Origin of the sequence: Vibrio sp. 2304, assembly GCF_033339475.1 — a bacterium.
Taxonomy (GTDB): Bacteria; Pseudomonadota; Gammaproteobacteria; order Enterobacterales; family Vibrionaceae; genus Vibrio; species Vibrio alginolyticus.
Genome location: NZ_JAWOUQ010000001.1, coordinates 768,437 through 794,474, shown reverse-complemented (window position 1 = coordinate 794,474; position 26,038 = coordinate 768,437). Strand labels below are relative to the sequence as shown.

General features: G+C 43.3%; 20 protein-coding genes, 1 tRNA gene and 1 pseudogene. 11 read left to right on the top strand and 11 right to left on the bottom strand.

Annotation, left to right across the window (positions count from 1 at the left end; genetic code table 11):
• Positions 1-17 precede the first annotated feature (17 nt).
• Complete coding sequence (gene dctP / locus R7P64_RS03595; protein WP_318118422.1) at positions 18-995, bottom strand: TRAP transporter substrate-binding protein DctP; 978 nt, start codon at positions 993-995, stop codon at positions 18-20.
• Between the two features lie 329 nt (positions 996-1,324).
• On the opposite strand from dctP, the gene hisD reads away from it, so the two are divergent.
• A complete protein-coding gene (gene hisD / locus R7P64_RS03590; RefSeq protein ID WP_256902637.1) occupies positions 1,325-2,617 on the top strand; it encodes a histidinol dehydrogenase in 1,293 nt (430 codons plus the stop codon).
• A gap of 132 nt (positions 2,618-2,749) precedes the next feature.
• Positions 2,750-3,772 carry a LacI family DNA-binding transcriptional regulator gene (locus tag R7P64_RS03585; protein ID WP_130545542.1) on the top strand — a complete coding sequence of 341 codons (1,023 nt, stop codon included), beginning with the start codon at positions 2,750-2,752 and terminating at the stop codon, positions 3,770-3,772.
• Between the two features lie 122 nt (positions 3,773-3,894).
• On the opposite strand, the pseudogene R7P64_RS03580 reads toward R7P64_RS03585, so the two are convergent.
• The 4 genes and pseudogenes from R7P64_RS03580 to R7P64_RS03565 all read right to left on the bottom strand — a co-directional run.
• Positions 3,895-4,117 (bottom strand): annotated as a pseudogene (locus R7P64_RS03580) (transposase); the annotation flags it as partial.
• Positions 4,118-4,305: 188 nt separating this feature from the next.
• The gene (locus R7P64_RS03575) at positions 4,306-4,608 is read right to left on the bottom strand and encodes a hypothetical protein (RefSeq protein WP_054574367.1); all 303 of its coding nucleotides are present in this window, start codon (positions 4,606-4,608) and stop codon (positions 4,306-4,308) included.
• 205 nt (positions 4,609-4,813) lie between these two features.
• On the bottom strand, positions 4,814-5,752 hold the full coding sequence (locus R7P64_RS03570) for an alpha/beta hydrolase (RefSeq protein ID WP_042521901.1): 939 nt from the start codon (positions 5,750-5,752) through the stop codon (positions 4,814-4,816).
• Positions 5,753-5,824: 72 nt separating this feature from the next.
• On the bottom strand, positions 5,825-6,739 hold the full coding sequence (locus R7P64_RS03565) for an alpha/beta hydrolase (protein WP_318118421.1): 915 nt from the start codon (positions 6,737-6,739) through the stop codon (positions 5,825-5,827).
• Positions 6,740-6,867: 128 nt separating this feature from the next.
• Here R7P64_RS03565 and R7P64_RS03560 point away from each other — a divergent pair, with 128 nt between their 5' ends.
• The gene (locus R7P64_RS03560) at positions 6,868-7,797 is read left to right on the top strand and encodes a LysR family transcriptional regulator (RefSeq protein WP_137282529.1); all 930 of its coding nucleotides are present in this window, start codon (positions 6,868-6,870) and stop codon (positions 7,795-7,797) included.
• 68 nt (positions 7,798-7,865) lie between these two features.
• Here the strand turns inward: R7P64_RS03560 and R7P64_RS03555 are convergent, their stop codons facing one another.
• A complete protein-coding gene (locus R7P64_RS03555) occupies positions 7,866-9,059 on the bottom strand; it encodes an acetate/propionate family kinase (RefSeq protein WP_318123173.1) in 1,194 nt (397 codons plus the stop codon).
• Positions 9,060-9,422: 363 nt separating this feature from the next.
• Between R7P64_RS03555 and R7P64_RS03550 the strand changes: the two genes are divergently transcribed.
• Entirely contained in the window at positions 9,423-10,961 is a 1,539-nt protein-coding gene (locus R7P64_RS03550; protein WP_318118419.1) for a bifunctional diguanylate cyclase/phosphodiesterase, read from the top strand.
• Between the two features lie 72 nt (positions 10,962-11,033).
• Here the strand turns inward: R7P64_RS03550 and R7P64_RS03545 are convergent, their stop codons facing one another.
• Complete coding sequence (locus tag R7P64_RS03545) at positions 11,034-12,965, bottom strand: DEAD/DEAH box helicase (protein WP_005375680.1); 1,932 nt, start codon at positions 12,963-12,965, stop codon at positions 11,034-11,036.
• A 413-nt stretch (positions 12,966-13,378) separates the two neighbouring features.
• Here R7P64_RS03545 and rnb point away from each other — a divergent pair, with 413 nt between their 5' ends.
• Positions 13,379-15,382, top strand: coding sequence for an exoribonuclease II (rnb, locus tag R7P64_RS03540; RefSeq protein ID WP_318123172.1), 2,004 nt, complete (start codon positions 13,379-13,381; stop codon positions 15,380-15,382).
• 71 nt (positions 15,383-15,453) lie between these two features.
• A complete protein-coding gene (locus tag R7P64_RS03535) occupies positions 15,454-16,263 on the top strand; it encodes a helix-turn-helix transcriptional regulator (RefSeq protein ID WP_151515454.1) in 810 nt (269 codons plus the stop codon).
• Between the two features lie 33 nt (positions 16,264-16,296).
• Here the strand turns inward: R7P64_RS03535 and R7P64_RS03530 are convergent, their stop codons facing one another.
• Positions 16,297-16,650 (bottom strand): DUF3024 domain-containing protein, encoded by a 354-nt coding sequence (locus R7P64_RS03530; protein ID WP_285386071.1) that lies wholly within the window; start codon positions 16,648-16,650, stop codon positions 16,297-16,299.
• A 266-nt stretch (positions 16,651-16,916) separates the two neighbouring features.
• Between R7P64_RS03530 and R7P64_RS03525 the strand changes: the two genes are divergently transcribed.
• A complete protein-coding gene (locus tag R7P64_RS03525; RefSeq protein WP_285386069.1) occupies positions 16,917-17,741 on the top strand; it encodes a phosphate ABC transporter substrate-binding protein in 825 nt (274 codons plus the stop codon).
• Positions 17,742-17,804: 63 nt separating this feature from the next.
• Here the strand turns inward: R7P64_RS03525 and R7P64_RS03520 are convergent, their stop codons facing one another.
• A complete protein-coding gene (locus tag R7P64_RS03520; RefSeq protein ID WP_005375670.1) occupies positions 17,805-18,485 on the bottom strand; it encodes a MaoC family dehydratase in 681 nt (226 codons plus the stop codon).
• Between the two features lie 329 nt (positions 18,486-18,814).
• On the opposite strand from R7P64_RS03520, the gene R7P64_RS03515 reads away from it, so the two are divergent.
• Positions 18,815-18,905 (top strand) — tRNA-Ser (locus tag R7P64_RS03515).
• A gap of 161 nt (positions 18,906-19,066) precedes the next feature.
• Here the strand turns inward: R7P64_RS03515 and R7P64_RS03510 are convergent.
• Positions 19,067-20,617, bottom strand: coding sequence for a PAS domain-containing methyl-accepting chemotaxis protein (locus tag R7P64_RS03510; RefSeq protein WP_198556859.1), 1,551 nt, complete (start codon positions 20,615-20,617; stop codon positions 19,067-19,069).
• Positions 20,618-20,902: 285 nt separating this feature from the next.
• Between R7P64_RS03510 and modF the strand changes: the two genes are divergently transcribed.
• Complete coding sequence (gene modF, locus R7P64_RS03505) at positions 20,903-22,357, top strand: molybdate ABC transporter ATP-binding protein ModF (RefSeq protein ID WP_285386066.1); 1,455 nt, start codon at positions 20,903-20,905, stop codon at positions 22,355-22,357.
• Here modF and R7P64_RS03500 read toward each other — a convergent pair.
• Complete coding sequence (locus tag R7P64_RS03500; RefSeq protein WP_025768976.1) at positions 22,345-23,817, bottom strand: EAL domain-containing protein; 1,473 nt, start codon at positions 23,815-23,817, stop codon at positions 22,345-22,347. The two genes, modF and R7P64_RS03500, sit on opposite strands and share 13 nt — an antisense overlap.
• Before the next feature lie 348 nt (positions 23,818-24,165).
• Here R7P64_RS03500 and R7P64_RS03495 point away from each other — a divergent pair, with 348 nt between their 5' ends.
• The gene (locus R7P64_RS03495; protein ID WP_005386192.1) at positions 24,166-24,900 is read left to right on the top strand and encodes an IclR family transcriptional regulator; all 735 of its coding nucleotides are present in this window, start codon (positions 24,166-24,168) and stop codon (positions 24,898-24,900) included.
• Positions 24,901-24,906: 6 nt separating this feature from the next.
• Positions 24,907-25,746 carry an arginase gene (locus R7P64_RS03490; protein WP_005375657.1) on the top strand — a complete coding sequence of 280 codons (840 nt, stop codon included), beginning with the start codon at positions 24,907-24,909 and terminating at the stop codon, positions 25,744-25,746.
• Positions 25,747-26,038 lie beyond the last annotated feature (292 nt).

Sequence of the window (26,038 nt, the reverse complement as noted above, 5' to 3'; positions counted from 1 at the left end):
TTACCCTCGCAGGCCAATTAAAGTTGCTGGATTATCGTGTACAAATCACCGTACTTCTTCCAATATCCTGCGTAGTCATCAGACATTGATTTTGTCTTTGCCTTAAACGCTTCACGGTCTGTTTGCGTAACTTTGACACCCTGACTCTTCATGAATGTTAAAGCCTCGTTATCTGCTTTAACGACTTTGTTTGCTGTATCTTGTGCTGAGCGCTCGAATTCATCTAGTACAACTTGACGGTCATCCGCGCTTAACGCTGCTAGCGACGCGTCGTTAACTGCAAAGTGCACGGCAGTAATAACATGTCCAGTAAGACTCAACTCGTTACCCACTTCATAGAACTTCATTGTCTGAATTGATCCTAGAGGGTTTTCTAGGCCATCGACCATGTTTTGACGCATAGCAAGATACGCCTCTGTGTATGGTACCGGTGTTGGTTTGCTCCCCATCGCTTTCGCATAAGCAACAGTGATAGATTGCTCTGGCACTCGAAGTTTAAAAGAGTTCATGTCTTCAGGAGACGTCACTGGTTTGCTGCCAATTACGTGTCGTACGCCCCATGAACTCGAACCTAGCAAGTGAACATTGAACTGATCCTTAAAGTCATCGAACATCTGTTGGGCAATATCACTTGCGAAGAAGCGCATTAGGTGATCGGTATCTTTGAAGATATATGGCATTTCAGTTATCACCATGGGCTTAAATACATTTCCCAACTGACCTGAGCTGATTTCAGCGATGTCAACACCACCAGTAATTACTTGCTCGAGCAATTCCTGCTCTGAACCCAACGTACCATTCGAGAAGATCTCAATTTTCACACGGTCATCAGTTTTACTGGCAATTCTATCGGCTATCTCTACCGCGCTGTCATGCCATGGATGCGATGAATCATAGATATGACCTAACTTAAGAACTGTCTGAGCAGTACTTGTGAATGGAACAGCTAACAAGAGCGTTAACCCTATTGATTTCAGTCGTTTGAAATGACGCATACCCTTCTCCTTGTAATATTTCTTTTACTCCCCAACTTCGCATCACAACTTTTTCACTCATGACAACGAAACTAAAGACCACTCCACTGAATACCTATTCAGAAGAGTCGATAAGTTAGTAAATAAAAAGAAAAACAACTGTGATCGCCTTCAAACAACAATTAATTAACATTATAGCAACCAATTTTGTACGAATGGATCACATTTCTGAGGGTGGACGGTATCCTTTCTACTCCTTAATCGGTTATTTATTGAATACGTATACAGCGCATTAATCTTAAATATTGCGCTCAGGTTAGGTACATAACAAGGTGAATAGGTAGAACAGTATGATCAATTACTTAAAGAACGGTATTGACGTTGAAGTAGCTAAAAACAATGACGAAAGTGTACGCACAACGGTGGAAAATATTCTTTCACGAATAGAAAGTAAGGGTGACACTGTCATAAAAGAGCTCTCAGAGAAGTTTGATAACTGGAGCCCAGAGCAATTTCGATTGACTGATGAGCAAATCAAAGCGTGTGTCGATGCCCTGACAGAACAAGAAAAAGAAGATATCGAGTTTGCTCAGGCACAAGTTCGTCGTTTTGCCGAAATCCAAAGAAACTCTCTTAAAGACGTAGAAGAAGAAACCTTGCCTGGCGTGTTTCTTGGGCACAAACACATTCCTGTAAACAGCGCCGGTTGCTATATTCCAGGTGGAAAATATCCACTTGTCGCTTCAGCACACATGAGTGTACTGACGGCTAAAGTAGCTGGCGTACAACGTGTAATCGCATGTGCTCCTCCTTTTAACGGGAAGCCGAACACGTATGTCGTAGCGGCAATGGCAATGGCGGGAGCAGATGAAATATATTGCATGGGCGGAGTACAAGCTGTGGGTGCAATGGCCATTGGTACGGAAACCATTGCTCCAGTTGATATTATTGTAGGTCCGGGCAACGCTTTTGTCGCAGAAGCCAAGAGACAACTCTTTGGTCGTGTTGGAATTGATCTGTTTGCCGGTCCAACAGAGACAGTAGTCATTGCTGATGAGATTGGATGCGATCCTGAACTCGCTGCCGCAGATTTACTTGGCCAAGCAGAACACGGCTACAATTCCCCGTCAATTTTATTAACAAACTCGCAGGAGTTTGCAGAAGAAACCATCCAAGAAATCGAAAGGCAACTCAAAGTCCTTCCTACAGCTGAAATTGCGTCAAAGGCATGGGCTGATTATGGGCAGGTTATAGTCTGCGATACATATGAAGAGATGGTACAAGTTGCGGATGAACTGGCTTTCGAGCATGTTCAGGTAATGACGAAAGATCCAAAGTATTTCCTCGATAACATGACGAACTTTGGTGCCCTATTCCTAGGCAAAGAAACCAACGTGTCATACGGTGATAAGGTCATTGGTACTAACCACACACTGCCTACAAACAAGGCAGCTCGATATACAGGCGGGTTGTGGGTCGGTAAGTTCATCAAAACGTGCACATACCAACGTGTAAGTGAAGCAGCCTCACTCAAAGTTGGCGAGTATTGCTCGCGCCTTTGTGCTCTAGAAGGTTTTGCGGGGCATAAAGAGCAAGCGGACATTCGAGTTCGCCGATACAAAGCGACTGAAGAGCAGGTGTAAGCTCCACATAGGTTCACCTTCATTAAGTGACATGCATAAACAGTGAAGACTTAGTTCAATACTGAGTTACCAAATAAGAACGTTGCGCATTGTTGTCGTCTATGCGCAACGCTTATACTATCGTGGAGCTAATTGAAAAATAGAAAATCGATGATGGAAAGAAACAGAAAAGCTAACTCCAAGGATGTCGCAAAGCTAGCAGGAGTCTCTCAGGCATCGGTATCCCGAGCTTTTACACCAGGGAGCCAAATATCAAAGGCTAATAAAGAAAAAATACTCGAGGCTGCCAAACAACTTAACTATGTACCAAATGCGATGGCCAGAGCGTTAATTTCAAGTCATTCAAACTGCATTGCTATAGTTCAGCCAGTATCCAAGAACCCTTACTTTTACGCCAAAGTACTACAGAAGTTGCTTGAACTCTTGCAAGCAGAAAACCAACGTGTTGTTCTTTTTAGCCAAGACGATAAAAATGTTGACGACATTCTACCTCTGATAGATCAATACCAAGTAGACGGTGTCATTATGGCCAGTGCTACGGTAGATGCAAAACTCATTAATCAATATGCTAATCGCGGCATCGAGTTTAGTTTCATTAATCGTTCAGTACCTAATGTCTATGCCAGCTCTGTTTGCACTGATAATTATCAATCCACAAAAGACCTGATCACTTACCTAGATTCAAAAGGACACAAACGATTTGCATGTATTGCAGGTAATAAAAATGCATCAACAACGATCAGCCGAGTCGAAGGTTATCTCTCACGTATCGAAGAACTAGAGCTTGAGAACATAGGCGTATTGTATGATGACTTTTCTGTAGATTCAGGTTACCACAGCCTGTTATCTCTACTCGAAAATTCCGACAAAAGACCAGACGTTGTGATGTGCGGGAATGACGAAGTGGCGATTGGTGTAATTAATGCAATCAAGGAGCACACTGAACTCAACATCCCCGACGATATTGCAGTGACTGGGTTTGATGATATCGAGGCCGCCAAATGGTTTCCATACAGTCTCACTACCATCGAGCAGCCCATAAATCAGCTTTGTGAAGTCACCGTGTCAGATCTTCTAGAAAGAATTCGTTCCCCAGACAAACAACCCATCAATATGTCGATAAAAGGGGCGCTTATCAAAAGAAAATCTGCGTGATTGGATTTTCCGACGCTCAAAAAAAACCACCGGCATAGCAGGTGGTTTTTCATATGCGCCTGCAAGGCTTTCTTGCTAGCCGCTCCCTAACAGGCGCTCAGTGATCTGACATTTGTATATGACTATCGCTTGCGGCCCTTAAGCGGGCCACCTAGATATGGGTTCGACAACTGGTCTCCCATTTTATCCAGCTCTGGTTGGTGCATAATGTAGCCGTGGATCTTGCTGGTGTTTTTGCCCACCGCATCAACATAGTACCCTCGACACCAAAACTACCGATTTCTATATTTGAACTTCAAGTCCCCCAAACTGATCACAAAGCATCAAGCTACTTTTTCCTTTTAGCGATTAGTTTTAGTAGGTCAAATAGCTATCCAGTAAAATGAGTCGCACTGCACTCTAAACAAGGATTGGGGCAAAGATAAGTTTGGCAGAGAAAGCCCAAGCTTAGTCTTCAGGCTTTATATCAAAACTCATAAAATGAAGCTTTGGATGCCTAAAACAACCCTAACTCACTTCAATTGCTGCCCGCACTAACACTTTTGTTTTGTATCGTAACTGATTTGCTTACTGACGTTCTTTAGTTGCACTCCTGCCTTATTAAATGCCTTTTGAATAGTTGTGGAAACATGCTGGCGGCCCTCTCCTTCAAAAAAGTTAGCTCGATCTTGCTTCGTTTCGAATACGCAGACTATTTCTAAACTTTGTGGAAAAGAAGAGAATTTGACGGTATGAGTCACCCAAAGAAAGCCATCGTAGCCTTTTAGCGTATCTTCACAAACTTCGGTCAACACTTCTCTAATTAGATTCTCGACCTTCTTATCTGATTTGCGCATAAATTAAACTTCATTCCTATCTAACGCCTTTAATTAGGTTTCAGTGTACATTGTCTTAAACAGTATTTGGCAGTGGTATTTAGTCAATAGCCTGTAGATGAGGTTATTCGCACGAAGATTTACCGACCTACTCGCTTCGAACTACATCTTACGCTGTTAAAAATAAGCGCTTTGCAACTCTACAAAACGCTTCTAACTTATTAGATTATTTTAAGTGTGTTTCAAGGAATGCAGAAACCTTGTCCATTGCAATGCCGACTGCTTCTGGATGGTCATACAGTTCATAGTGAGACCAGTTTTCCAAATTAACCAGCTGTCGGTCTTTTGATTGAACAGAGCGGCCATAAATTTCCTGCCCATCACGATAAGCACCAAACGCCCCGACTTTTTGCCCTACCACGGCCATAACAGGCTGAGTCAATAACATTTCGGCAAATGCAAAGGCATCCCAGCTCAGTGTTTTCTGTGCATGTGAAAACAGCATACGAGTTGCACCACCTTCGGTTTGTCCACGTGATGTTTTGTAGTATTCAGTAGCTTCGAACACGTCTCGTTCTGTTAACCCATTTTCTTTTGCAAATTCAATATTTGGAGGAAGAAGTTCATCGATTTTCAGCTCTGAGCCGCGAGCTTCGGCTGTTCTCTGTGCAGCCATAGCTTCAAGATTGGCGATAGGGTCGTACATACTAAAGCCTTCACGGAACAAGCGGCCTAAGTTAACAGGCGTAATACCTACGACAGCTTTCAAGCGCTTTTCGGTTAGGGCTGAATTGATCATGTAACCACCACCGCCGCAGATACCGAGTCCACCAATTCTATTCTCATCGACATATGGTAAAGTTACTGCATAGTCGATAACGCGACTGATATCTTCAACACGTTGACTTGGGTCTTCTACGTAGCGAGGCAATCCCCCCGATTCTCCTTGGAAGCTCGCGTCAAATGCGATCACGACGTAACCTAACTCAGCAAGGGCTTTACCATAGACAGCGCTGGATGTTTGTTCTTTACAACTACCAAAAGGATGAACACTTATCATTGTTGGGTAGCGTTTCGATTCATTGAAGCCTTTTGGGAATAAAATTAATGCAGACATATCCCAAACCATATCAGCATTTCTAAAAGTAATTTTTTGCATATTCATAATCAATACCTTAAGAGTAAAAAGCCTTGAGAGCAGAAAGGCTCGAAGCAATTGAGCCTTTCATCGGGAATATTAAAGAGTGCGTTGGAAGAAAGATGCGAGTTGGGATACTGCGTCATCGACGTATTCGGCAACATCATAAAGCGACATATGGTTTGCACCATCAATGACATACAAGGTTTTATCTGAACTCGCTGCACGCTCTATCAGGTCATAACTCATCCATTTGCTGCCTGCGTCACTACCAACGACAGCAAGAATTGGCTGAGTTAGGAATGCTTCCGCTTTGTGGTACGCATCGTAAGTAATGATCTGGTTTAAGTTACGAGTTAGAGCAAAACCCGGCGCATTTGGATGTTCACAACGTGGTGTGTGGTAATACTCCCAAGCTTCGCGTAGCTCTGCATTTGAGGCATCTTCTTCACGCATCGGAGCTAGAGGAATAGTCGCGAATTCTGTACCATTCGTGTCGGTTGTGCGAGCATTCGAACCAAATTCTAAGTAACCAACAACGTCAGCATCGTTAACCGAATTATCCCAACCATTACGGAACATTTGGCCAATGTTTACGGCACTAACCATACCCAGTGCTTTGATTCGACGATCATTGATCGCTGCATTTGCACTATAGCCCGCACCAGCACAAATCCCCATTGCGCCAATTTTATCGTTATCGACGTACTCTAACGTTGTCAGATAGTCGACGACTGCGCTCACGTCTTCAGTACTCGTGTAAGGGTTTTCCATTTGGCGAGGCTCACCTGTACTTTCACCTTGATACGAACGGTCAAACGCAATGGCAATTATGCCGCTTTTTGCAAGTTTACTCGCATATAGGCCTGCGGTTTGCTCTTTTACGCCACCACCTGGGTGTGAAACAACAACCGCCGCATATTGTTTACTTGCATCAAAATCTGTAGGGAAGTTGATAACCGCTGAAATCTCAATACCTTGACCATTGAGATTTTTGAAAGTGACTTTAGACATAGCGACATTCTCCATTAGAGGTTAACTGTTCATCTCAGGCTGACCTAAGCTTCGATGTAATATTAGTCAACACACTGTTTTGGATAAATATCGTTTTATCTACATGACTGTTTAGTTATACTTAACAAATGAGAATCGAACCTTCTTTAATTTCATCACTGACGTGGTTTGCACATATTGCTCGCCATCGCAGTTTCACCAAAGCAGCCTTAGAAATGGGGGTAACCCGTGCTGCCTTATCACAACACCTAAAAGCGTTAGAACAACAGCTACAAGTTCGGTTAATTAATCGAACCACCAGAAGTATGTCGCTGACGGAAGAAGGCCAACGTCTGCTTGATATTTTGCAACCTTCATTGGTGAACATTGAGCAGGTCGTTAACGAATTGAACGACTCTCATCTTGAGCCTTCGGGATTAATCCGTATCAGTGTATCAAGAACCGCTGCTCGGCTGCTTATTGAGCCCTATCTAGGTGAGTTCCTCTCTCGTTATCCTAAAATACGCCTAGAGCTAATCATGGATGATGGCTTTTCTAACATCGTCGCAGAAGGCGTTGACGCTGGCATTCGCTTAGGATTAAGCTTAGATGAACATATGGTTGCGGTCCCTATTACTCCGCCGTTAACAACGGCAATAGTGGGCTCTCCTGAATACTTTAGGCAAAATGGACTACCTCAAACTCCTGAGGATTTAGAAGGTCACAATTGCCTTGCTTATCGTTTTACCTCTAGCGGAACAATTGATCATTGGTCCCTAACCTCTCCAGATGTTGCAAAGCGCACCCTAGTTTTCGAGCCTAAAGGCAATGCTATTTTTAATGATGACTATAGTATGTTACAAGCTGCAATACAGGGTGTGGGTTTAGTGAAGCATATTGATTTATGGGTGGAAAAGCACATAAATGAGGGAAGATTGACCCGAGTTCTGACACCTTGGTGCAAAGAGTTTCCTGGGTTTTATTTATATATACCTTCACGAGAGCATATGCCGAAAAAAATCCGCGTCTTGATGGATTTTTTAATCGAAAAGCGCGAAGCTCTGAAACTCAAAGAGTAATTACCAAATTGCTTTAAATAAAAAAGCGAGCACGAGGCTCGCTTTTAACTTTCTGTTTTCGTTATATATTACAATAGCTCAACCGATTGTTTAGCTATCACAAATTCCTCGTTAGTAGGAATAACAAGAGCTTTGGCACCTAACAACTCAGATGTTGCAATAACACCTGCGTTACCAAATCTTGCATCTTCGTTACCTTTCTCATCTTCAACAAAACCTAACAGTTTTAGGTTTTTCAAGATTTCACGACGAATTGGTAGTGAGTTTTCACCAATACCACCAGTGAAGATGATGCCGTCTAATGAATCCAGAGCCGCTAGGTAGGAAGTAATGTATTTCGCAACGCGGTAAGTGAAGATCTCAAATGCCAACTTCGCACGTGAATTCCCCGCTTCCATTGCTTCTAGTACACCACGAGCATCACTTGTCACACCAGATACACCTAAGAAACCTGACTTCTTGTTCATCATCTCGAACACTTCGTCTTTTTCCCAGCCTTTACGGAAAAGGAACTCGATAACACTTGGGTCTATGTCACCACAGCGAGTGCCCATCATTAGGCCAGCTAACGGCGTCAAACCCATACTTGTATCAACACATTCGCCATTTTTAACCGCACTCACTGATGCACCGTTACCTAAGTGCACAGTGATAAAGCTGCTTTCTTCAACCGGCTTATCTAGCATTTTCGCTGCTTCACGGCTTACGTAATAGTGGCTTGTGCCGTGAGCACCGTAACGACGCACTTTATGCTCTTCGTAAAGCTCGTAAGGAAGTGCGTACATAAAGGCTTTGGCTGGCATTGTTTGGTGGAAAGCAGTGTCAAATACAGCAAATTGAGGCAGTGAAGGGAACGCCGCCATTGCCGCTCTCATGCCTTCAGCGTTCGCTTTGTTATGAAGTGGTGCAAGTTCAGCAAGGCGCTCTACTTCTTGAATAACTGTTTCATCAACTTTCACAGTTCCTTTAAAGGTTTCACCGCCTGCGACAATGCGATGGCCTACAGCGACAAATTTTGAGCTCAAACCTAGAGTTTCGAGTAGTTTTACCACTCGCTCAACAGCGTACTGATGATGGTTACCGCCAGCTGGAATTGCTTCAACGGTTTTTTCTCCCTGATATTTCCAACTGATTTCAGCTTCAGGTAGGCCAAAACACTCACCAATACCTGATACCAAAGCTTCACCGGTTTCAGAATCAATAACAGCAAATTTTAATGAAGAGCTACCAGAGTTGATCACCAGTACAAACGAATTAGACATGAAATAGTTATCCTGTTGTAGAGCAGAGGTTGTAATAGCGCTTGTGCGCTGCGTACTTCTTGTTTGCCCCTCTATTATTCAATAATTTTTTAATCTTTCAACAATCTTTTAGTAAAAGCGATTTGATTGAACAAATTTTGTTGATCTGTAGCAAGTTTTGATTTTATTTGAAGGCTAAAAAATATCACTTGTTAAACATAATTTATGAATAGGTCAATTTGTACAAAGTCAGATATATAAGCTACGTTGTTTATTGGGTGAACAAAAATAACAAACCAATCAATAAATCGGGGTAATAATGTGCCCACTATTGCATTTCTATTAGTGATCTTAGGTTTGATTTTGCTCTGCTGGGGATGGCAGATGACAAAAAACATCTGCTCGAAAACTGACGTAACCGGGTGGACTTTCCTATTATTGTTAATCAGCTGTTTCATTTTTGCTTATGCCGTTTTTTTGCACGCCATCATGCAAAAACCTATTGCTTCTCTCTTAGAAACGGGGGTTTCTCTTATACTTTTTGGCGGCAGTATTTTTGTCGTGCTGGTGATTAAGTGGAGCAACGATTCGATATTAGAGCTTCATACTGTTGCTGAAAGAGAGAAGCGCAATGCCGTCCATGACGCTCTTACTGGGCTCCCTAATCGTAAATACTGCTTTGAGTCTATCGAAGGCAGAATACAATCTAGAGACCCATTCTCGGTGATCCTTTTTGACGTGGTTAATTTTAAACAAGTCAACGATGCAATGGGTCACTTTTGTGGAGACCAGTTACTTATCCAAATTGGTCAACGCCTTCAGGGGAAACTGAAAGGCAATGACCAGATATTCCGCGTTGGTGGTGATGAATTTGTCATCCTGACATCTTCTGCATGCGAGGAAACGGGTAAAAAACTCATAGAAGAACTAGATTCTGCAATGTCTGAACGCTTTCATTTAGATGAGTTTCAAGTTTCCTGCCGCGTTGTTTTCGGTATAAGCACCTACCCATATGACGCCCTAACCAATGATCTTTTGATCAAGCACGCAGATATCGCTATGTATCACGCCAAGCGTAATGGCAATCTTTTTGCGTTTTATAATGAGGATATGAACGTCGGGGCTAAGTACCAACTTGAGATATCTTCTCGTATTCAATGTGCGCTTGAAAAAGAAGAGTTTCAGTTGTATTACCAACCGTTGATTGATGCACACACTAACTTAGCTGTCGGTTTTGAAGCAGTGATTCGTTGGCATGACGAAAATGGTAAAACGATCTCACCCAACGACTTCATTCCTATCGCAGAGCGTAGCAATCAGGTACACAACATTACCATGTGGGTTCTTAACCAAGTAGAAAGGGATCTGCAAACATTTATAGAGAAAGGCATTAAGCTTCCTGTCCACGTAAACTTATCAGCGAAAGATCTCTCATCTAACTTGCTGTTTAATCGCTTAGAAACTTTGCTCAAAGTAAACCCGCAATTCGCTGACCTAATAAGTTTAGAGATCACTGAAACGATGGCGATCGATAGGGTCGTTGAGCTCAACCCCTTAATTCATCAAATTAAAGGATTAGGTATAAAGATCAGCTTGGATGATTTTGGCACTGGGTATTCATCTTTGTCACTGTTAAGAGATCTTCCGGTTGATCAAATTAAAATCGACCGCTCATTTCTTTCCACAGCAAGCCGCACAGAAGGCTCCCGCTCTATCGTTGAGAACACGATTGCGCTAGCACATGGATTAGGGTATTCGGTCGTAGCAGAAGGCGTTCAAGACATGGACACACTGCATTTTTTGAGAAGTCGAGGCTGTGACATCATTCAGGGTTACTTGTTCTGTCCTGCCCTGCCCTTAGACGAAGTAATAAGTTGGGTAAACAAACACGATAAAAAGCAAAACCGTATTAGACGCGCATAAAAAAGCCGAGCGCTTTGCTCGGCTTTCAATTCTTTGTGTAGCAACTTAAACCGTCGCTTTAATCACTCGTGATTATGCGTCTGTACGACGGCCACGACCGTGACCACGTTCACCACGATGTGCACCACGGTGATCACCACCACGGTTGCGATCGAAACGACGTTCGCCACCTTCGCGATTGCCATCGCGGTTGCCGTCACGGTTACCGCGGAAGCCACCTTCGCGACGACCGCCTTCACGACGATCACCACCACGATTGCCGCCTTCGCGGTTGCCACGGTAACCACCGCCATCACGACGACCACCATCGCGACGACCACCGTCACGGCGACCACCACGAGACTCGCGGAAATCATCGAAGTCACATACTACAGCACCAACATCTTGTTGACGGATACGTAGTTTGCTTAGCTTGTTCGCCGCGTCTGAAGTCATTGCTTTAGGTAGCTGTACGAATGTGTGACCTTGAGCTAGCTTGATCGCACCGATAGAACCTTTACCTAGACCTAGTTCGTTTGCTAGAGCGCCAACGATGTCTTTAACTTGAACGCCTTGCTCACGACCAACTTGAAGCTGGTAAGTATCCCAGTCTTGGTTGTTGAAGTTACGACCGCCATCGCGACCACCTTCACGACGCTCTTTACGACGTTGCTTGTCACGCTCAATTGCTTCAACCATTGGGTCTTCGCCAATGTAGAACAGAGGACGTTTGCCTTGCTGACGCTTAAGAAGCATAGCAGCAAGTGTTGCTGGGTCGATGTCTAGAGAAGTTTGTAGTTTCTCTACCAACTCAGCAAATTTGTCTAGTGCTTTGTGCTCTTTCTCTGCTTCAAGCTCAGCGCCTAGCTTAGCTAGACGAGCTTCAGCAACTTGGTCACGTAGAGGAAGTTGGATTTCTTCCATAGATGACTTAGTTACACGCTCGATAGTGCGAAGCATACGAATTTGGTTAGTGCGAACTAGAAGGATCGCTTTACCCTTACGTCCAGCACGGCCAGTACGACCGATACGGTGGATGTATGACTCAACATCAAATGGGATGTCGTAGTTGAATACGTGCGTAATACGTGGAACGTCAAGACCACGAGCTACAACATCAGTTGCAACTAGGATGTCAATAACACCTTGTTTGATGTGATCAACAGTACGTTCACGTAGAGACTGAGGAATGTCACCGTGCAGTGCAGCTGCTTTGAAGCCACGTGCAGATAGCCAGTCAGCCAGACGCTCAGTATCTTGACGAGTACGTACGAATACGATTGACGCGTCAGTTTCTTCAGTTTCAAGAAGACGAGACATTGCTTCATCTTTCTCTACACCTTTCACTACCCAGAACTGTTGTTGAACTTTGTCTACAGTGTGGTTTTTACCAGCAACGTCAACCGTTACAGGGTCACGAAGGAAGCGTTCAACGATCTTCTTCAGCATTGGAGGCATAGTTGCAGAAAACAGAACGCGTTGTGCTGACTCTGGAGCGTGCTCCATGATCGCAGTTACGTCATCTACGAAACCCATGTTTAGCATTTCGTCTGCTTCATCAAGAACGAAAGTACTAACTTCGTCTAGGTGTAGACGTTCGCGATTGATAAGATCTTGAACACGGCCTGGAGTACCGACAACTACATGAGCGCCACTTTTAAGAGCACGCATTTGGTCGACAATAGATGCGCCACCGTAAATCTCTAGAACTTTCAAACCTTTGATATTTTTACCAAGGTTTTTCATTTCCGCTGCAACCTGAATTGCCAGCTCACGAGTCGGAGCAAGTACAATCGCTTGCGGTTTGCGTTGGTTTAGATCGAGTTTGTTGAGAAGAGGCAGAGAGAACGCTGCTGTTTTACCTGTACCTGTTTGAGCTTTACCCAGCGCGTCAGCACCTTCCAATAGGTGTGGGATTGCCGCAGCCTGAATTGGAGTTGGTGACACGAAACCCATTCCGTCTAGAGCAGAAAGGATAGAATCATTCAGAGATAAATCACTGAATTGAATAACAGAATCTTGCATTGGGATCCTACTTAATTAAACAAAAAAACAGTCCCATATGCTCTTCCAATTCGATACTGATCCATCCAGATACTGATTCCATTCAGACGGGAACACAGCACAGTACACAACCGCGATAAGCCATTAGGGACGACTAAGGGAGGCGGATTATTCCTTAAAAGCATAAAAAAATCCAGAAAAAATTGAATTACATCACAATTTATTCTCAACAATGGTATTTTTAGCATATTTTTCCACCAGCCCTACCATTCCCCGTAGATTCGCGTAACTCACAGATGAGAATTTCATCAATATTTAAGCCAATTTCTCGTGGTTAAATTGGCAAAATTCACGGCGAAATTACGCTCCACAGGTAGTAATAATAGCTCGCAATGATTATAGTGTGCCCAACTCCATAGGTAATTTAAGAAAAGATGTTTCAAGATAACCCACTACTCGCTCAGCTTAAGCAGCAAATCCAAGAAAACCTGCCTAAAAAAGAAGGCTCAATAAAAGCCACAGATAAAGGCTTTGGCTTTTTGGAAGTGGACAGTAAGACTAGCTTCTTCATCCCGCCTGCGTACATGAAAAAGTGCATGCACGGTGACAAAGTCGTCGCCATTATCCGCACCGAAAATGAACGCGAAGTTGCAGAGCCACAAGAGCTGCTGGAACAAGCCGTGACTCGCTTTATTGGTCGCGTAAAACTGTTTAAAGGTAAGCTTAACGTAGCACCTGATCACCCACAGCTTAAAAAGCTATCTCTTAAAGCGAAACTAAAGAAAGGTCTTAAACCTGACGAGTTCGCCGAAGGTGATTGGGTTGTCGCACATCTTATTCGCCACCCTCTAAAAGGCGATAACTCTTTCTTCGTAGAAATTTCTGAAAAAATCACTGACGCGAATGATAAAATTGCGCCTTGGTGGGTAACGCTTGCTCAAAACGATCTACCAAACTCTGAGCCATCAGGCATCGATAACTGGGAACTGAAAGACGACGCGGAGCTAGAACGCGTAGACATGACTCATGTTCCATTCGTCACTATCGACGGTGAATCGACTAAAGATATGGACGATGCGCTGTACGCGAAGAAAACCGTATCTGGCGATTTCGAACTCACCATCGCTATTGCGGACCCAACCGCCTACATCACACCTGAAGATGAAATGGATAAAGTAGCACGTGAGCGTGGCTATACTATTTATCTTCCAGGCCGCAACATCCCGATGTTACCTCGTGATTTAGCGGACAACCTATGCTCTCTGATTGAAGGTGAAACCCGCCCTGCTATTTGCTGTACCGTAACGGTAAGTAAAGATGGTGTGATTGGCGACGATATTAAATTCTTCGCAGCAAACATCAAATCACATGCACGCCTAGCATACGATCACGTGTCTGATTGGTTAGAAAACGGCAGCTCTGAAGCATGGACGCCATCTGAAGAGATCGCGACCATCGTTCGTGATCTTTATGAGTTCTCTCTTGCTCGCGCTGAATGGCGTGAGAAAAACGCAGTGGTCTTCCCTGATCGTCCTGACTACCGTTTTGAGCTCAGTGAAGATAACGATGTAATCGCTATCCACGCAGACATGCGCCGCAGTGCAAACCGCCTTGTTGAAGAATCCATGATTACCGCAAACATCTGTGCAGGTCGTACATTACGCGATAAATTTGAAACAGGTGTCTTCAATACGCATGCAGGTATCAAGAACGAGAAGATTGAAGAAGTGGTTCAACTTGTCAATCCAGAAGGCCAGTTGGAGTTCACAGCGGAGTCTATTGCTACGCTAGAAGGCTTTGCTGCGTTGCGCCGCTGGTTGGCAGCTCAAGAAACGTCTTATCTAGATAACCGCATTCGTAAGTTCCAAGCATACAGTGAGGTGGGTAATCAGCCTCTGCCTCATTACGCAATGGGTTTAGACATCTATGCAACTTGGACATCACCAATTCGTAAATACGGTGATATGATCAACCACCGTATGTTGAAGGCCGTCATCCTTGGTAAAGAACCCGTACAAAAACCAGATGACCAAGTAGGCGAAGAGCTAGCTCTACATCGTAAACATCATAAAATCGCTGAGCGAAATGTCTCAGATTGGCTATATGCACGCACGCTTGCTGATGAGCCGAGCAAGAAAACTTGTTTCACAGGTGAGATTTTCGATATTAATCGTGCAGGCGCACGTGTCCGACTTCTCGAAAATGGCGCAGCAGCCTTTATTCCTGGTGCACTAATTCTTGATAATAAAGAAAGAATTGAGTGCAATGGCGACAACGGTACCATCTCTATCGATAAAGAGGTCGTATACAAACTTGGGGATACATTGGAAATTGTCCTTACGGACGTAAACCAAGAAAACCGCAGTTTAGTTGCAAAGCCAACCCAGGTATTCGCTGAACAACCAGCAGCACAAACAGAACAGACTGTAAGTGAATAATACCGAATGAAGTTAAAAGGCGCTCTATTGAGCGCCTTTTTTATTTGTTATGTAAAACGATAAGAACGAGTATGCCGAACATTGAGATCATTCGCTTTAATCACTTCACTGCGCGCAAAAGTGAGCGTTACACTGCAACACATAATGGGTTATATATTGTTGAAGAAGGTGCCCTATTAGTTCATCAACCTAATGGTGAGCAATTTGAACTTAAAGCCGGAGATTTCACACTCTATAACTCCGCAGATCTGAGCAGTGCAGAGGCCGTCTCTAGTGACGGTGGCTTTAAAGCACTGGCTTTGGTCTTCAACCCAAACATATTCTGTGACTTTAAGAAAGCGCACCCGATGCTACGTTCCAAAACGGAAGAAAGGCGCTTCTATCCTTTTTCGACGCAATCCGGTAGCGAAGTAGCACAATTGAAGGACATGTTGGTTAAGTTAGCGAGTCGCAACGCTCCAGACTACACACAAAGCCATATCGCAATGGCATTGCTGTCGTTGATGGTTGAGGTAGAGCCAAACATCCTATCTATCATAGATGATGCAAGTAGCCTGAGCGACTCTCAAAAAGCCATTAAGTACATTGAGGGTAATATTGAAAAAGACATCACGCTAGAAGGCTTAGCGGCTCATATGAGCATGTCCATCGCGACCTTGAAACGTCGCCTCGCCGCAGATGATCTTTCGTTTTCTCAGATATTAAAGGTGAAACGGATAAACTTCGCAGCAACCCAACTGCGCAAGTCAGAAAAATCAATAACAGAAATAGCGTTTGAGTCTGGTTTTAAAAGTGCAGCGCATTTCAGTACAGCATTTAAATCCGTTTACAACATGACCCCCAAAGACTTTAGAAACCAAGTCGTTAAGCCTAAAGTATAAATCATGTCGGCATTCGCATCCGTTGGGCTCGCCCTATTCCCAAAAACACGCTTGAGGATCACGCTCCAATTCGTTGAGTAAGTCCTCAAGCATTCGGCTAAATGGAAGTGGCTTATAAGGCACCCACCTTAACAGCTCGTTGTGATATGTGGGAACATAGAAATACCAAAGTTGGTTGTCCTCATCAAACATGATCTTCGCGACGGGAGAAGTATACTCGCTATGCTGGGAGTCGAGGAGAAAATGCGCCCGATGAAGCTCAACACCATTTTCTACTAGCTCATAGAGGCACTTGCCCTGTTCGACAGGCAAGTTAGCATTACGCACAGAGCAGAGCGATTGAACTGATTTGTATAAACGACTTGTCGCCATTTGGGACACTGACATCAACGTTCTCCCGATGGATGATAGTTAGAGCTGTCGATCCTAGTATATAACCTTTACATCATCACCGATGGTAGTTATCTACCTAACTCAAGTATAAGATAGCTATATTATCATTTGCCCAGATTATCATCTCAATCCACTTGGAAACGCTAGCTCCATCACCTCTTGACTAGAAACAATTCCCCTGTTTAGCGCTAACAGTTCACAAAAGTGTAACCTGAACGCAATATCATAAACTCTGCTTTATCCCGTATATGGAGTTTAATATGTTACGTTTTACTGTGGCGACGTTATTGGCCATAGCAGTCTCCCTCCCTACCATTGCAAAAGAAATCAACATCTCAGGGTCAACGTCGGTTGCTCGTGTGATGGATGTACTTGCTGAGGAATACAACAAAACACACCCAGACGATTACGTTGCTGTTCAGGGCATTGGTTCGAGTGCTGGTATCACCATGGTCAATAAAGGAGTAGCCGAAATAGGCATGAGCTCTCGCTATCTGACTGAAAGCGAAAAAGGTGAAGATCTCAATGTATACCCTATCGCTTATGATGGCCTCGCTGTTGTTGTAAACCGTACCAACTCTATAGAAAACCTTTCTCAGCAACAACTATTTGATATTTACAAAGGTAAAATTAAGAATTGGAAAGAGGTCGGGGGCGCAGATCAGCCTATCGCGGTGGTTACTAGAGAAGCGTCTTCAGGTTCACGTTACAGCTTCGAAAGCTTGCTGGGACTGACCAAAATCGTTAATGATCGCCTTGTCTCGGATATCAGCCCAAACAACTTGGTTGTAAACAGCAACAGCATGGTAAAAACCATTGTTAACCATAACACTCGCGCCATTGGTTTTATCTCTGTAGGGTCAGTAGATCGCTCGATCAAGGCGATTCAGTTAGATGGTATTGACCCAACCTCGACAAACATTAGCAATCATAAGTACAAGTTGGCGCGACCATTCCTAGTGCTATACAAAGTAGATAAGATTAGCGATGCAGGTAAAGGTTTTATCGCTTTCCTTCGTTCAGAGCAGGGACAAAAAGCGATTGCAGATTACGGTTATACGCCAGTAAAAAACTTTAATCAGTAAAAATAAAAAAGAGAGCACCTTGATGCTCTCTTTTCCTATGTAGTGTTCTCTCCGGTTTCGGAATTAGAAATGCAGTTGAATTACAGAGACCACAACCGCACCAGGTCGACGAATACCTTCAATTTCCACTTTAATTTCGCGCTCAATCTCCAAACCTTTTTTGATTGGCGTTACTTTTGTTAACGTGCTGACTGCACGAACATTATTGCCTGCTTTGACAGGGTAAGGGAAACGGACTTGGTTTAAACCCAAGTTAACTACCATTTTAGCTGTTGGGAACATTGGCTTGTCTGGATCGACTGAATCCGTCAGTTTAGGCAGCAATGCTAATGTTAAAAAGCCATGAGCGATAGTTGTCTTAAATGGAGATTCAGTTGAAGCACGCTCTGGATCAGTATGAATCCATTGCATGTCTTCCGTTACCGCACCAAATTGGTTAATACGTTCTTGAGACACATGAACCCAATCACCAGTGTGAATAACTTCGCCAATTTTTTCACTTAACTCGTCATAAAGCTTTTGAGCCTCAGGTGCCATTACGATCGGTGCAGGTTGAGGTGCAACTTCTTCGTTGACGGCTGGCTGCTGGTGATCACGAACTTTTGAGAAAAGAAAGCTATTTTGAGCTTTCCCCAAAAAGTCACTCCAATAATCGCGTAACGTTGGAGACATCCAATTCATAAACTCGGATTGATGAGCAGAAATCGCATCAACTTTGTCTTTAAATAGATTTGTGACCTTCATAAACACCCTTAAGAATTCTAAGCACAACTGGCTATACCAGTTAATTTTGAATTAGTTCACAAAGTCTTGCAAATACTTTCGGGCGAACACATGTACCCTAAAAGCATGTTATGTCTTATATATCAGCAAGATAACAATAAAACACCATTTTATTGACGTGCGCCAATATAAAGTAAAAACTCTATAAATTGGTACTTTTTGTCCCTTTTTCACTCCGCTTTCAAACTGTCCAACATCACATCAGTGATCATAAAACAAGCAAACAGTACTTCTATTATAATTCAGCACTTTACAAGTCGGACTATGCTCCTTATTATACCGCCCACAACGGAGAGATGGCTGAGTGGTTGAAAGCACCGGTCTTGAAAACCGGCATACGTTAATAGCGTATCTAGGGTTCAAATCCCTATCTCTCCGCCACTTATTTAGAAAGCTCGCATTTATTGCGAGCTTTCGTCGTTTTAGCTCTTACAAAAACGAGATTTAGAAATCCTCGATCGTAAACGAATCCGGCACTTCACTATATTCCAGTTAAAAGCCCGCTAATGTTTAGCGGGCTTTTAACTCCGATTTTCTAAAGTTTAAGCAAACTTCTTAATCATTTCAGACAGGTCATTGGTGCAATTTTGCACTTTGGTGTTCATATGATTCGTTTCAGTCATCAGTTCATACGATTCACTGTACTTTAAATTAAGCGACTGGATGTTTTCATTTATTTCATCCGTTACATAAACCTGCTCTTCTATCGCGACCGCAATTTGTTGGTTTCGTTCGACGACGTCCTGAACAAGGGACTCCAGTTGTTGAATGCTATCCAAAGCAGTACCCAGCAATGTTACCGTTCCGGTCGACATTTCGTTACCTTTCTCTAACGCAGAAACCGCTGATTTGCTCCCATTTTGAATCCCTTCAATGGCCGATTTAATCTCTGTTGTCGATTCCTGAGTTCTTTTAGCTAAGGTTCTCACTTCATCTGCTACAACGGCAAACCCTCTGCCTTGTTCGCCTGCCCTCGCGGCTTCAATTGCAGCGTTCAACGCTAATAAATTAGTTTGTTCGGCAATACCATTGATGACTTCAACAACGGTTCCAATTTGCTCGGTTTGTTGGTTCAAACGTATGACCACTTTAGATATTTCGCCGAGCTCATCAACCAACTCTAAAACCGATTGGTTAACATTATCGATAACGCTACGGCTGTCTATCATCGTATTTTGCGCTTCTAACGTAGCCTCGGCGGTCGCTTGAGCATTATTTGATATCTCAGATGAAGAGGCTTGCATCTCGTTGACCGCTGTTGCGACCGAGTCAATCTCCACTTTCTGTGCGCTTAAGTTCTCCGTCACTTGCTGGCTATTTGTCGCAGCACTGTTAGCACTTGCGCGCGTTTCTTCACAAGAGTCTTTTACAGACACGCCAACGCGCCCCAGTAGCGCATTGGCAAATTGCTTACGCATCTTCATACCCAGCTCAATCTCAGCCAGATCGTTGATTCTTCCGCAATAAATATATTCCATGAGTGGATTGTTGAAGTCTTGCCTAGCCTGTTTAGCGAGCTTCTCAACTGGTCTGGTTAATACATAAATAGAGAAAACGGAAAGTAACGCAACAACGCCAAACGCTATCACTGGTGATTGATTCATTTGTAGAATGAGTAAGCCAAGAAGGTTTGAAATTAAAAGGAAGAAGGCCGATCTCATCCACAAACGTGTACGAGGAAGATACATTTTCCACGGCTTACGATTATTTCGAAGCTTCGAATACGCTTTTTCCGCTCGCTGGATGTGTATACGCTCAGGTTTAAATCTCACTGATTGGTATTCCACAACTTCACCATTAGATTTTATAGGAGAAGCAAACGCGTCAACCCAATAATAGCCGCCGTTTTTACGTCGATTTTTGACCATTCCCATCCAGTGTTTGCCAGTTTTCAGGTGAGTCCATAAATCTTTAAAAGCCTGTTTTGGCATATCAGGATGACGCACAACATTGTGGGGTTTACCGATAAGCTCCCCTTCATCAAACCCCGCGACTTCATTAAAGTTTTCACTGGCATATTTGATGTAACTGGAGGTATCGGTAATGGAAACTAGGCTGTAACTCGAGGGGTAATCGTATTCCGTTTCACTCATAAACATGTGTCCTTACATTGATTAATTAACAAACGGCAAATATGAATTTATCAGCATAACATATACATGCATAATGATAGGTTGATTCAAAAATAAAACAAAATTATTGACAAGTTTACTTGTTACTTAATGACTCTAGTCGCATTTTTATCCTCTAATACAAGGCTTCGTTAATATGCACAAGACTGAGCACTGTTCAAAATTAATACACAAAAGCGCTTCCGTACTGAGTTCGTAAATTGTTATAAGTAATCCACTAAAACGAAAACAAGGAAGACAAACGCAATGACTATTCACTTTCGTCAGCTTGCAGCTAAGAGAAACACGACACACTTGTTTATTGACGATTGGAAAATTAACACTCAGCAGTCTTGGGGGATATTCAGCGCGGATGGAGATATTGGCTCTCTGCTTGGAGACCTTATTTGTGATGAAATGTCACCAGATAGTGGGGAAATTGAGCTAAATGGGCTGTCCGTTGCGCAAGTGTCGTTATCAGAGCAACAGCGATTACTGGAAAGAGAATTAGAAAAGGATGATACGGATTTTCTTGATCGTATCGACCAAGGGAGCACTGTTTATTCATTAATCCTAGAGCAGAGCCAAGACACCAACTTAACTGAACAGCTAATTAATGATCTCGACCTAAGTCATCTTAGAGATAGTGGCTTCCGTGTTCTCTCTACCGGAGAAACCAGAAGAGTAATGCTCGCCCGAGCTTTAGCCACACAACCTGACTTAGTATTACTCGATAATCCATTTACTGGCTTAGATATTGCGCACCGAGCTGCTCTCGCTCGCTATTTACACTCGCTTTCTCAAAATGTGCAACTACTCATAACCTTCTCTCGCGAATCTGACATGCCTGAGTGGATCAATAGCATCGCGCTTTTCAGTGCAGGAAAGCTTGATAGTACAATGGATAAGTCCAGTTGGGATAATCATCCAATCATTGGACAAATTAAATCTCAGTCAAAGCAACAGAGTGAAGAAATGATGAGCTTGATACGTCAGCATCAGCACTCGACACCATTCAACAACCCAATATTTGAACTAAAGAATGGGGCTGTTGAATACACCGATAAGAAGATTTTTACTGACTTGAACTGGCGCATAGACAAGGGCCAACATTGGCAGGTCAAAGGTCCAAATGGTTGTGGAAAGAGTACCTTACTTGGATTGATCTTTGGCGATCATCCGCAATGCTACAGCAATGACATTGATATTTTTGGTAAAAAGCGTGGTACTGGCGAGACAATCTGGGAAATTAAGCAGCATATCGGCATGGTGTCTTCAGCGCTACACCTCCAATATCGAGTCAATTGCAGCGCATTAGAAGTCATTTTGTCAGGATTTTACGATTCGATCGGGTTGTATAACCAGCCAACTCGCAAAGAGATGGATATTGCAAACGAGTGGCTCGATATCTTACATATGAGCCAGTACAAAAAAAACTCATTTAAGCAATTAGAGTACGGCCAGCAGCGACTGTTACTGATTGCAAGAGCCATCGTGAAACAACCCACATTATTGATTTTGGACGAGCCGTATCAAGGGTTAGATTTTTTGGGTAGACGGTTAGTTAAGAACACACTTGAACTCATCGCTAGAGAGAATTTAAGCCAACTATTGTATGTGTCTCACTACCAAGAAGACCGCTTAGATAGCATCAAAAATGAGTTAGAGTTTGTGTTTGATGAAAATGCTCAGTGTTACAGAGCTAACGTCTACCAATCATAATGACTTCGCTGCGCAAGCTGCTCATAGGGTAATGGTTTGGAGTACAGGTATCCCTGATGATATCTCACTCCCATCTGCTTTAAGTGTTCAGCTTGCGCTATGGTTTCCACGCCTTCAGCGATCAATTGTACTTGTAATTCTTCCGCGAAGTGAACCATCGCTTTTAAGACAGAAGCACTAAGGCTAGGAATACCAATGGTTTCGACAAAGCACTTATCGATTTTTAAGTAATCTATGCGCATGTGCTGTAGAAATGCTAACGAGGTTTGGCCAGTTCCAAAATCATCGATCAGCACATCAATACCATGCACTCGCAGCGCTGCAATGCATTTTCTCGCCTCTGAATCAATGAGCTGACGCTCTGTTATCTCAACCCCTAATGAGACTTTGTTTCGGCTCAACTGTCTGTCGAGCAATTGAATTTTTCTGATCGCGTTTGGTCCGACTAAATAACCAGGCGGCACGTTAATACCAAGGTGGACAGGCTGATCAAAGCCTAATTTACTGAAGTCCTCTGCCGCTTTATCCAGAACGAAATCGGTAAGTAAAAAAACCAATCCACTTTGCTCTGCCGCAGGGACAAACTCATCCGGAGAAATGAACCCCTTACTTTGATGCTCCCATCGCACTAGCGCTTCAAACCCGAATAACTGGCCGGTATCAACGTTAACTTGCGGTTGGTAATACAGGGTCAACTCTCCTCTTTTTATCGCTCTTTTAAGATCCAGTATCAAATTGCGATGAGGATCAATAAACTTATTCAACGCATACAAGCAAAGGTAGATCACGAAAATAATTGGAATTGAGTACAAAAAATAGGAAAGTGTTCTCTGTTTGACGAAAAGATCGCTGGCTTCGCTCAAAGCTTCATACTCAAACATTTGCGACGATTTGATACCGATAGGATTACTTCCCGCTCTTAATGCTCCTTCAGGTGAAACTTGCTCATGGATAAACAGCGCAGAGCGTTTTAGGCGTAAATCGTTGTTAAACCCTATTGTCGCATTAAAGTAGTCATGATCGATAATCGTTACGGCTTGATAACCCCGCTCTCCTTCCGTTACCACTAGCAAGAACTGATCGTACAAGCTATCAACACTACCAAGCGCTAGCGTTTGTCCCTTAGGAAAGGTGATGTGCTCAGCTAACGGTTTAGAGATACTTCCCAATTTCGAAGAACAAGTAATGACTCCCTCTTTCACAATGAGCATTTCTTCAATATCTCGTTCAAACATTAAGCTTTGCTGGAGCTCTTCACATCGTTCAGGGTGTAGCAGCGCCGTGCGGTTTTCTGTCTCTATTTGGAATAAAATTTCATCTGCAATTTGCACATTTTTTTCTAATAAATGATTGAGATTGTTTTGCACGCTTTCACGAGCTAAATACAAAACCTCTCCAATAACCAAGGGAATAGGCAGAAGAAAAATGATGGCTTTTTTAAAAATCGCCTTATTCAGCATATAAAAGTAACCTTTTATAAAACCGATTTACTGAGATGGTACCTCGATTCCGATACCCGCTAGCAACTCACGTTTTTTAACATTATTTGTTTGGATTAACTCAGTATGCGAAACGCTGAGTAATACCGCAAACTAAACAATGTCTTATTCACTCCTGTTCCAATTTAGTATCAAGCGCCTCAAACCTGAGACTTTAATTCGACACCATGTTATGTCTATCGGTACTTGCGAAAGTCTTTACCTGTCTGTTTCTCATCATGTAAGAATTACCCATTAAAATTATTTTTCTTTTCTCAGTGATTAAGAATTATATTTGTCGTAACTCCTACAACACGTTACAACACTCTCATGACGACAAACAAAGCTAATGCTAACCAGGTAAACGAAAAATCACTGCAGTTGTTAATGCAAGTTGCAGTTAGTCCGTTCCCAGTTTCTGCGAAAACGCTAAGCGAGCAATTGAACGTTCCTTTAAGCAGCCTTTACCGACACTTAAAACTGCTTAAAGAATGGAACTTGATCGAAGAAAGCGTTCACGACAAGACATTTGTCGTTGGTCCGGCGGCATTATTACTCATGCACAGCTATGAGACCGCGCAACATGGACTCGACATGGTCGAAACCATACTGGCTAGGTTGGTACAACAAACCGGGGAAATGGCCGCTTATATGGTACCAGCGGGTTATCGTGCGCTTTGTGTCAGACAGAAAGAAAGTATGCAGGCGCTGCGTTGCAGCTTCGTCCAGGGTCAAAGTCAACCTCTGCTGCGCGGTGCCTCATCTAAAGTGATGCTCGCTTTTATGCCTCAAAGTCGATGCGAGAAAATCTTGAGATATTTTAATCAAGATCACCGACGCGACGAGTGGGAAAAAGAGCTCACAACCATCCGTAAACACGGATATGCCGTCAGTACTTCTGAGATTGACCCTGGTGTGTCAGGTATTAGCGCACCGGTAATGAAAGGAAGCAAACTGATTGGCGCAGTCTCGGTGATGGCTCCGGCCCACCGAGTCGAAAAGGACAAGCAGCGCATTATTTTACATGTACTGCAAGCGGCAAGGGCACTACCACCAGAAAGGTAATTCATCATGTTAAGCTTTTTCAAACGCTATAAACTCCACCACACCGTGAAACAGCCGCAGCATTACCCTTTTTCTTTTATGACAGTGTGTGAGTATTTGCCACCCATGTCTAAGGGCGCGTTTGAATTAGCTGATCAAAGTTTGGAAAATGCTAGTGATTGGCTTTACCAACAACATGATCATGAAACCGCTGAGAACTATGGGCACTTCAACCACGACAAACTGGAGAATGGCGAGTTTCAGGAAGCGTTAAGCCTTTCGCTTTCTCGCCACTCAATTCCTGTTTTAGTCACTAACTGTACCGAGGCAATCTTGTCCATGTTACCTGTGGTCGTATCCTATCGAGACGAAGTGGGTGTCGTAAATATCGGGCATAACATGAACTTGAAGCCGACACTTGAGCCACGCTTAGGCTCTGCATTCCATTTTGCTCTTTCTCGCTATCAAAACGTACGATTGTTTTTTGCTGGCGTCAGTGAGCAAGAGACGAAGCAGGAAACGTGGGAATACGCGGAAGATCAAGGTTGTGATTGGGTGACCGAGAAAGAGTTTTCTTTTCGTCATCGCAATAACGTTAAGCAACAGATCGGCAATTACCTAGACCACTGCGACCAAATAATCATTAGCATCGACCTTGGATCTCTAAAAACCAAAAACAGCCTTGATGGCGCGTCAGAAATTGATATCCAAATGGTTCTACGCACGATTAGGCAATGTCTGGTTGCAGGTAAAGTGAGAGCAATTCAGCTCGTTGGCGATCGAGATTGCCTGGTCTATTCGAGACAAACGAAAGCCATACTAGAAGAGTTATATCAGATGGCTCCACTCATCGTTCACGCTGCCTAGCGTTATAAACATTCAGAATCAGGATCGCTTCCTTCCTGATTCTGAATCAACATGCTTACTTATTATCCTTAACTAACAAATGGTTACACATATAAATCGACACACATCACACTTGCCTCTTGAACTAACCTGGCACTTACGTTGTAATAAGGCCGCTAAACTTTGGTATGACATACGAAATAAAAAATAACCAAAGTTCAATAACTAAGCGGCTTCAAAACAAAAAGTACCGCAGATATTCCAATTTCAGTGAGCATTTGCTCACGCTCGCTTGATGCCATCTTGTTCCACT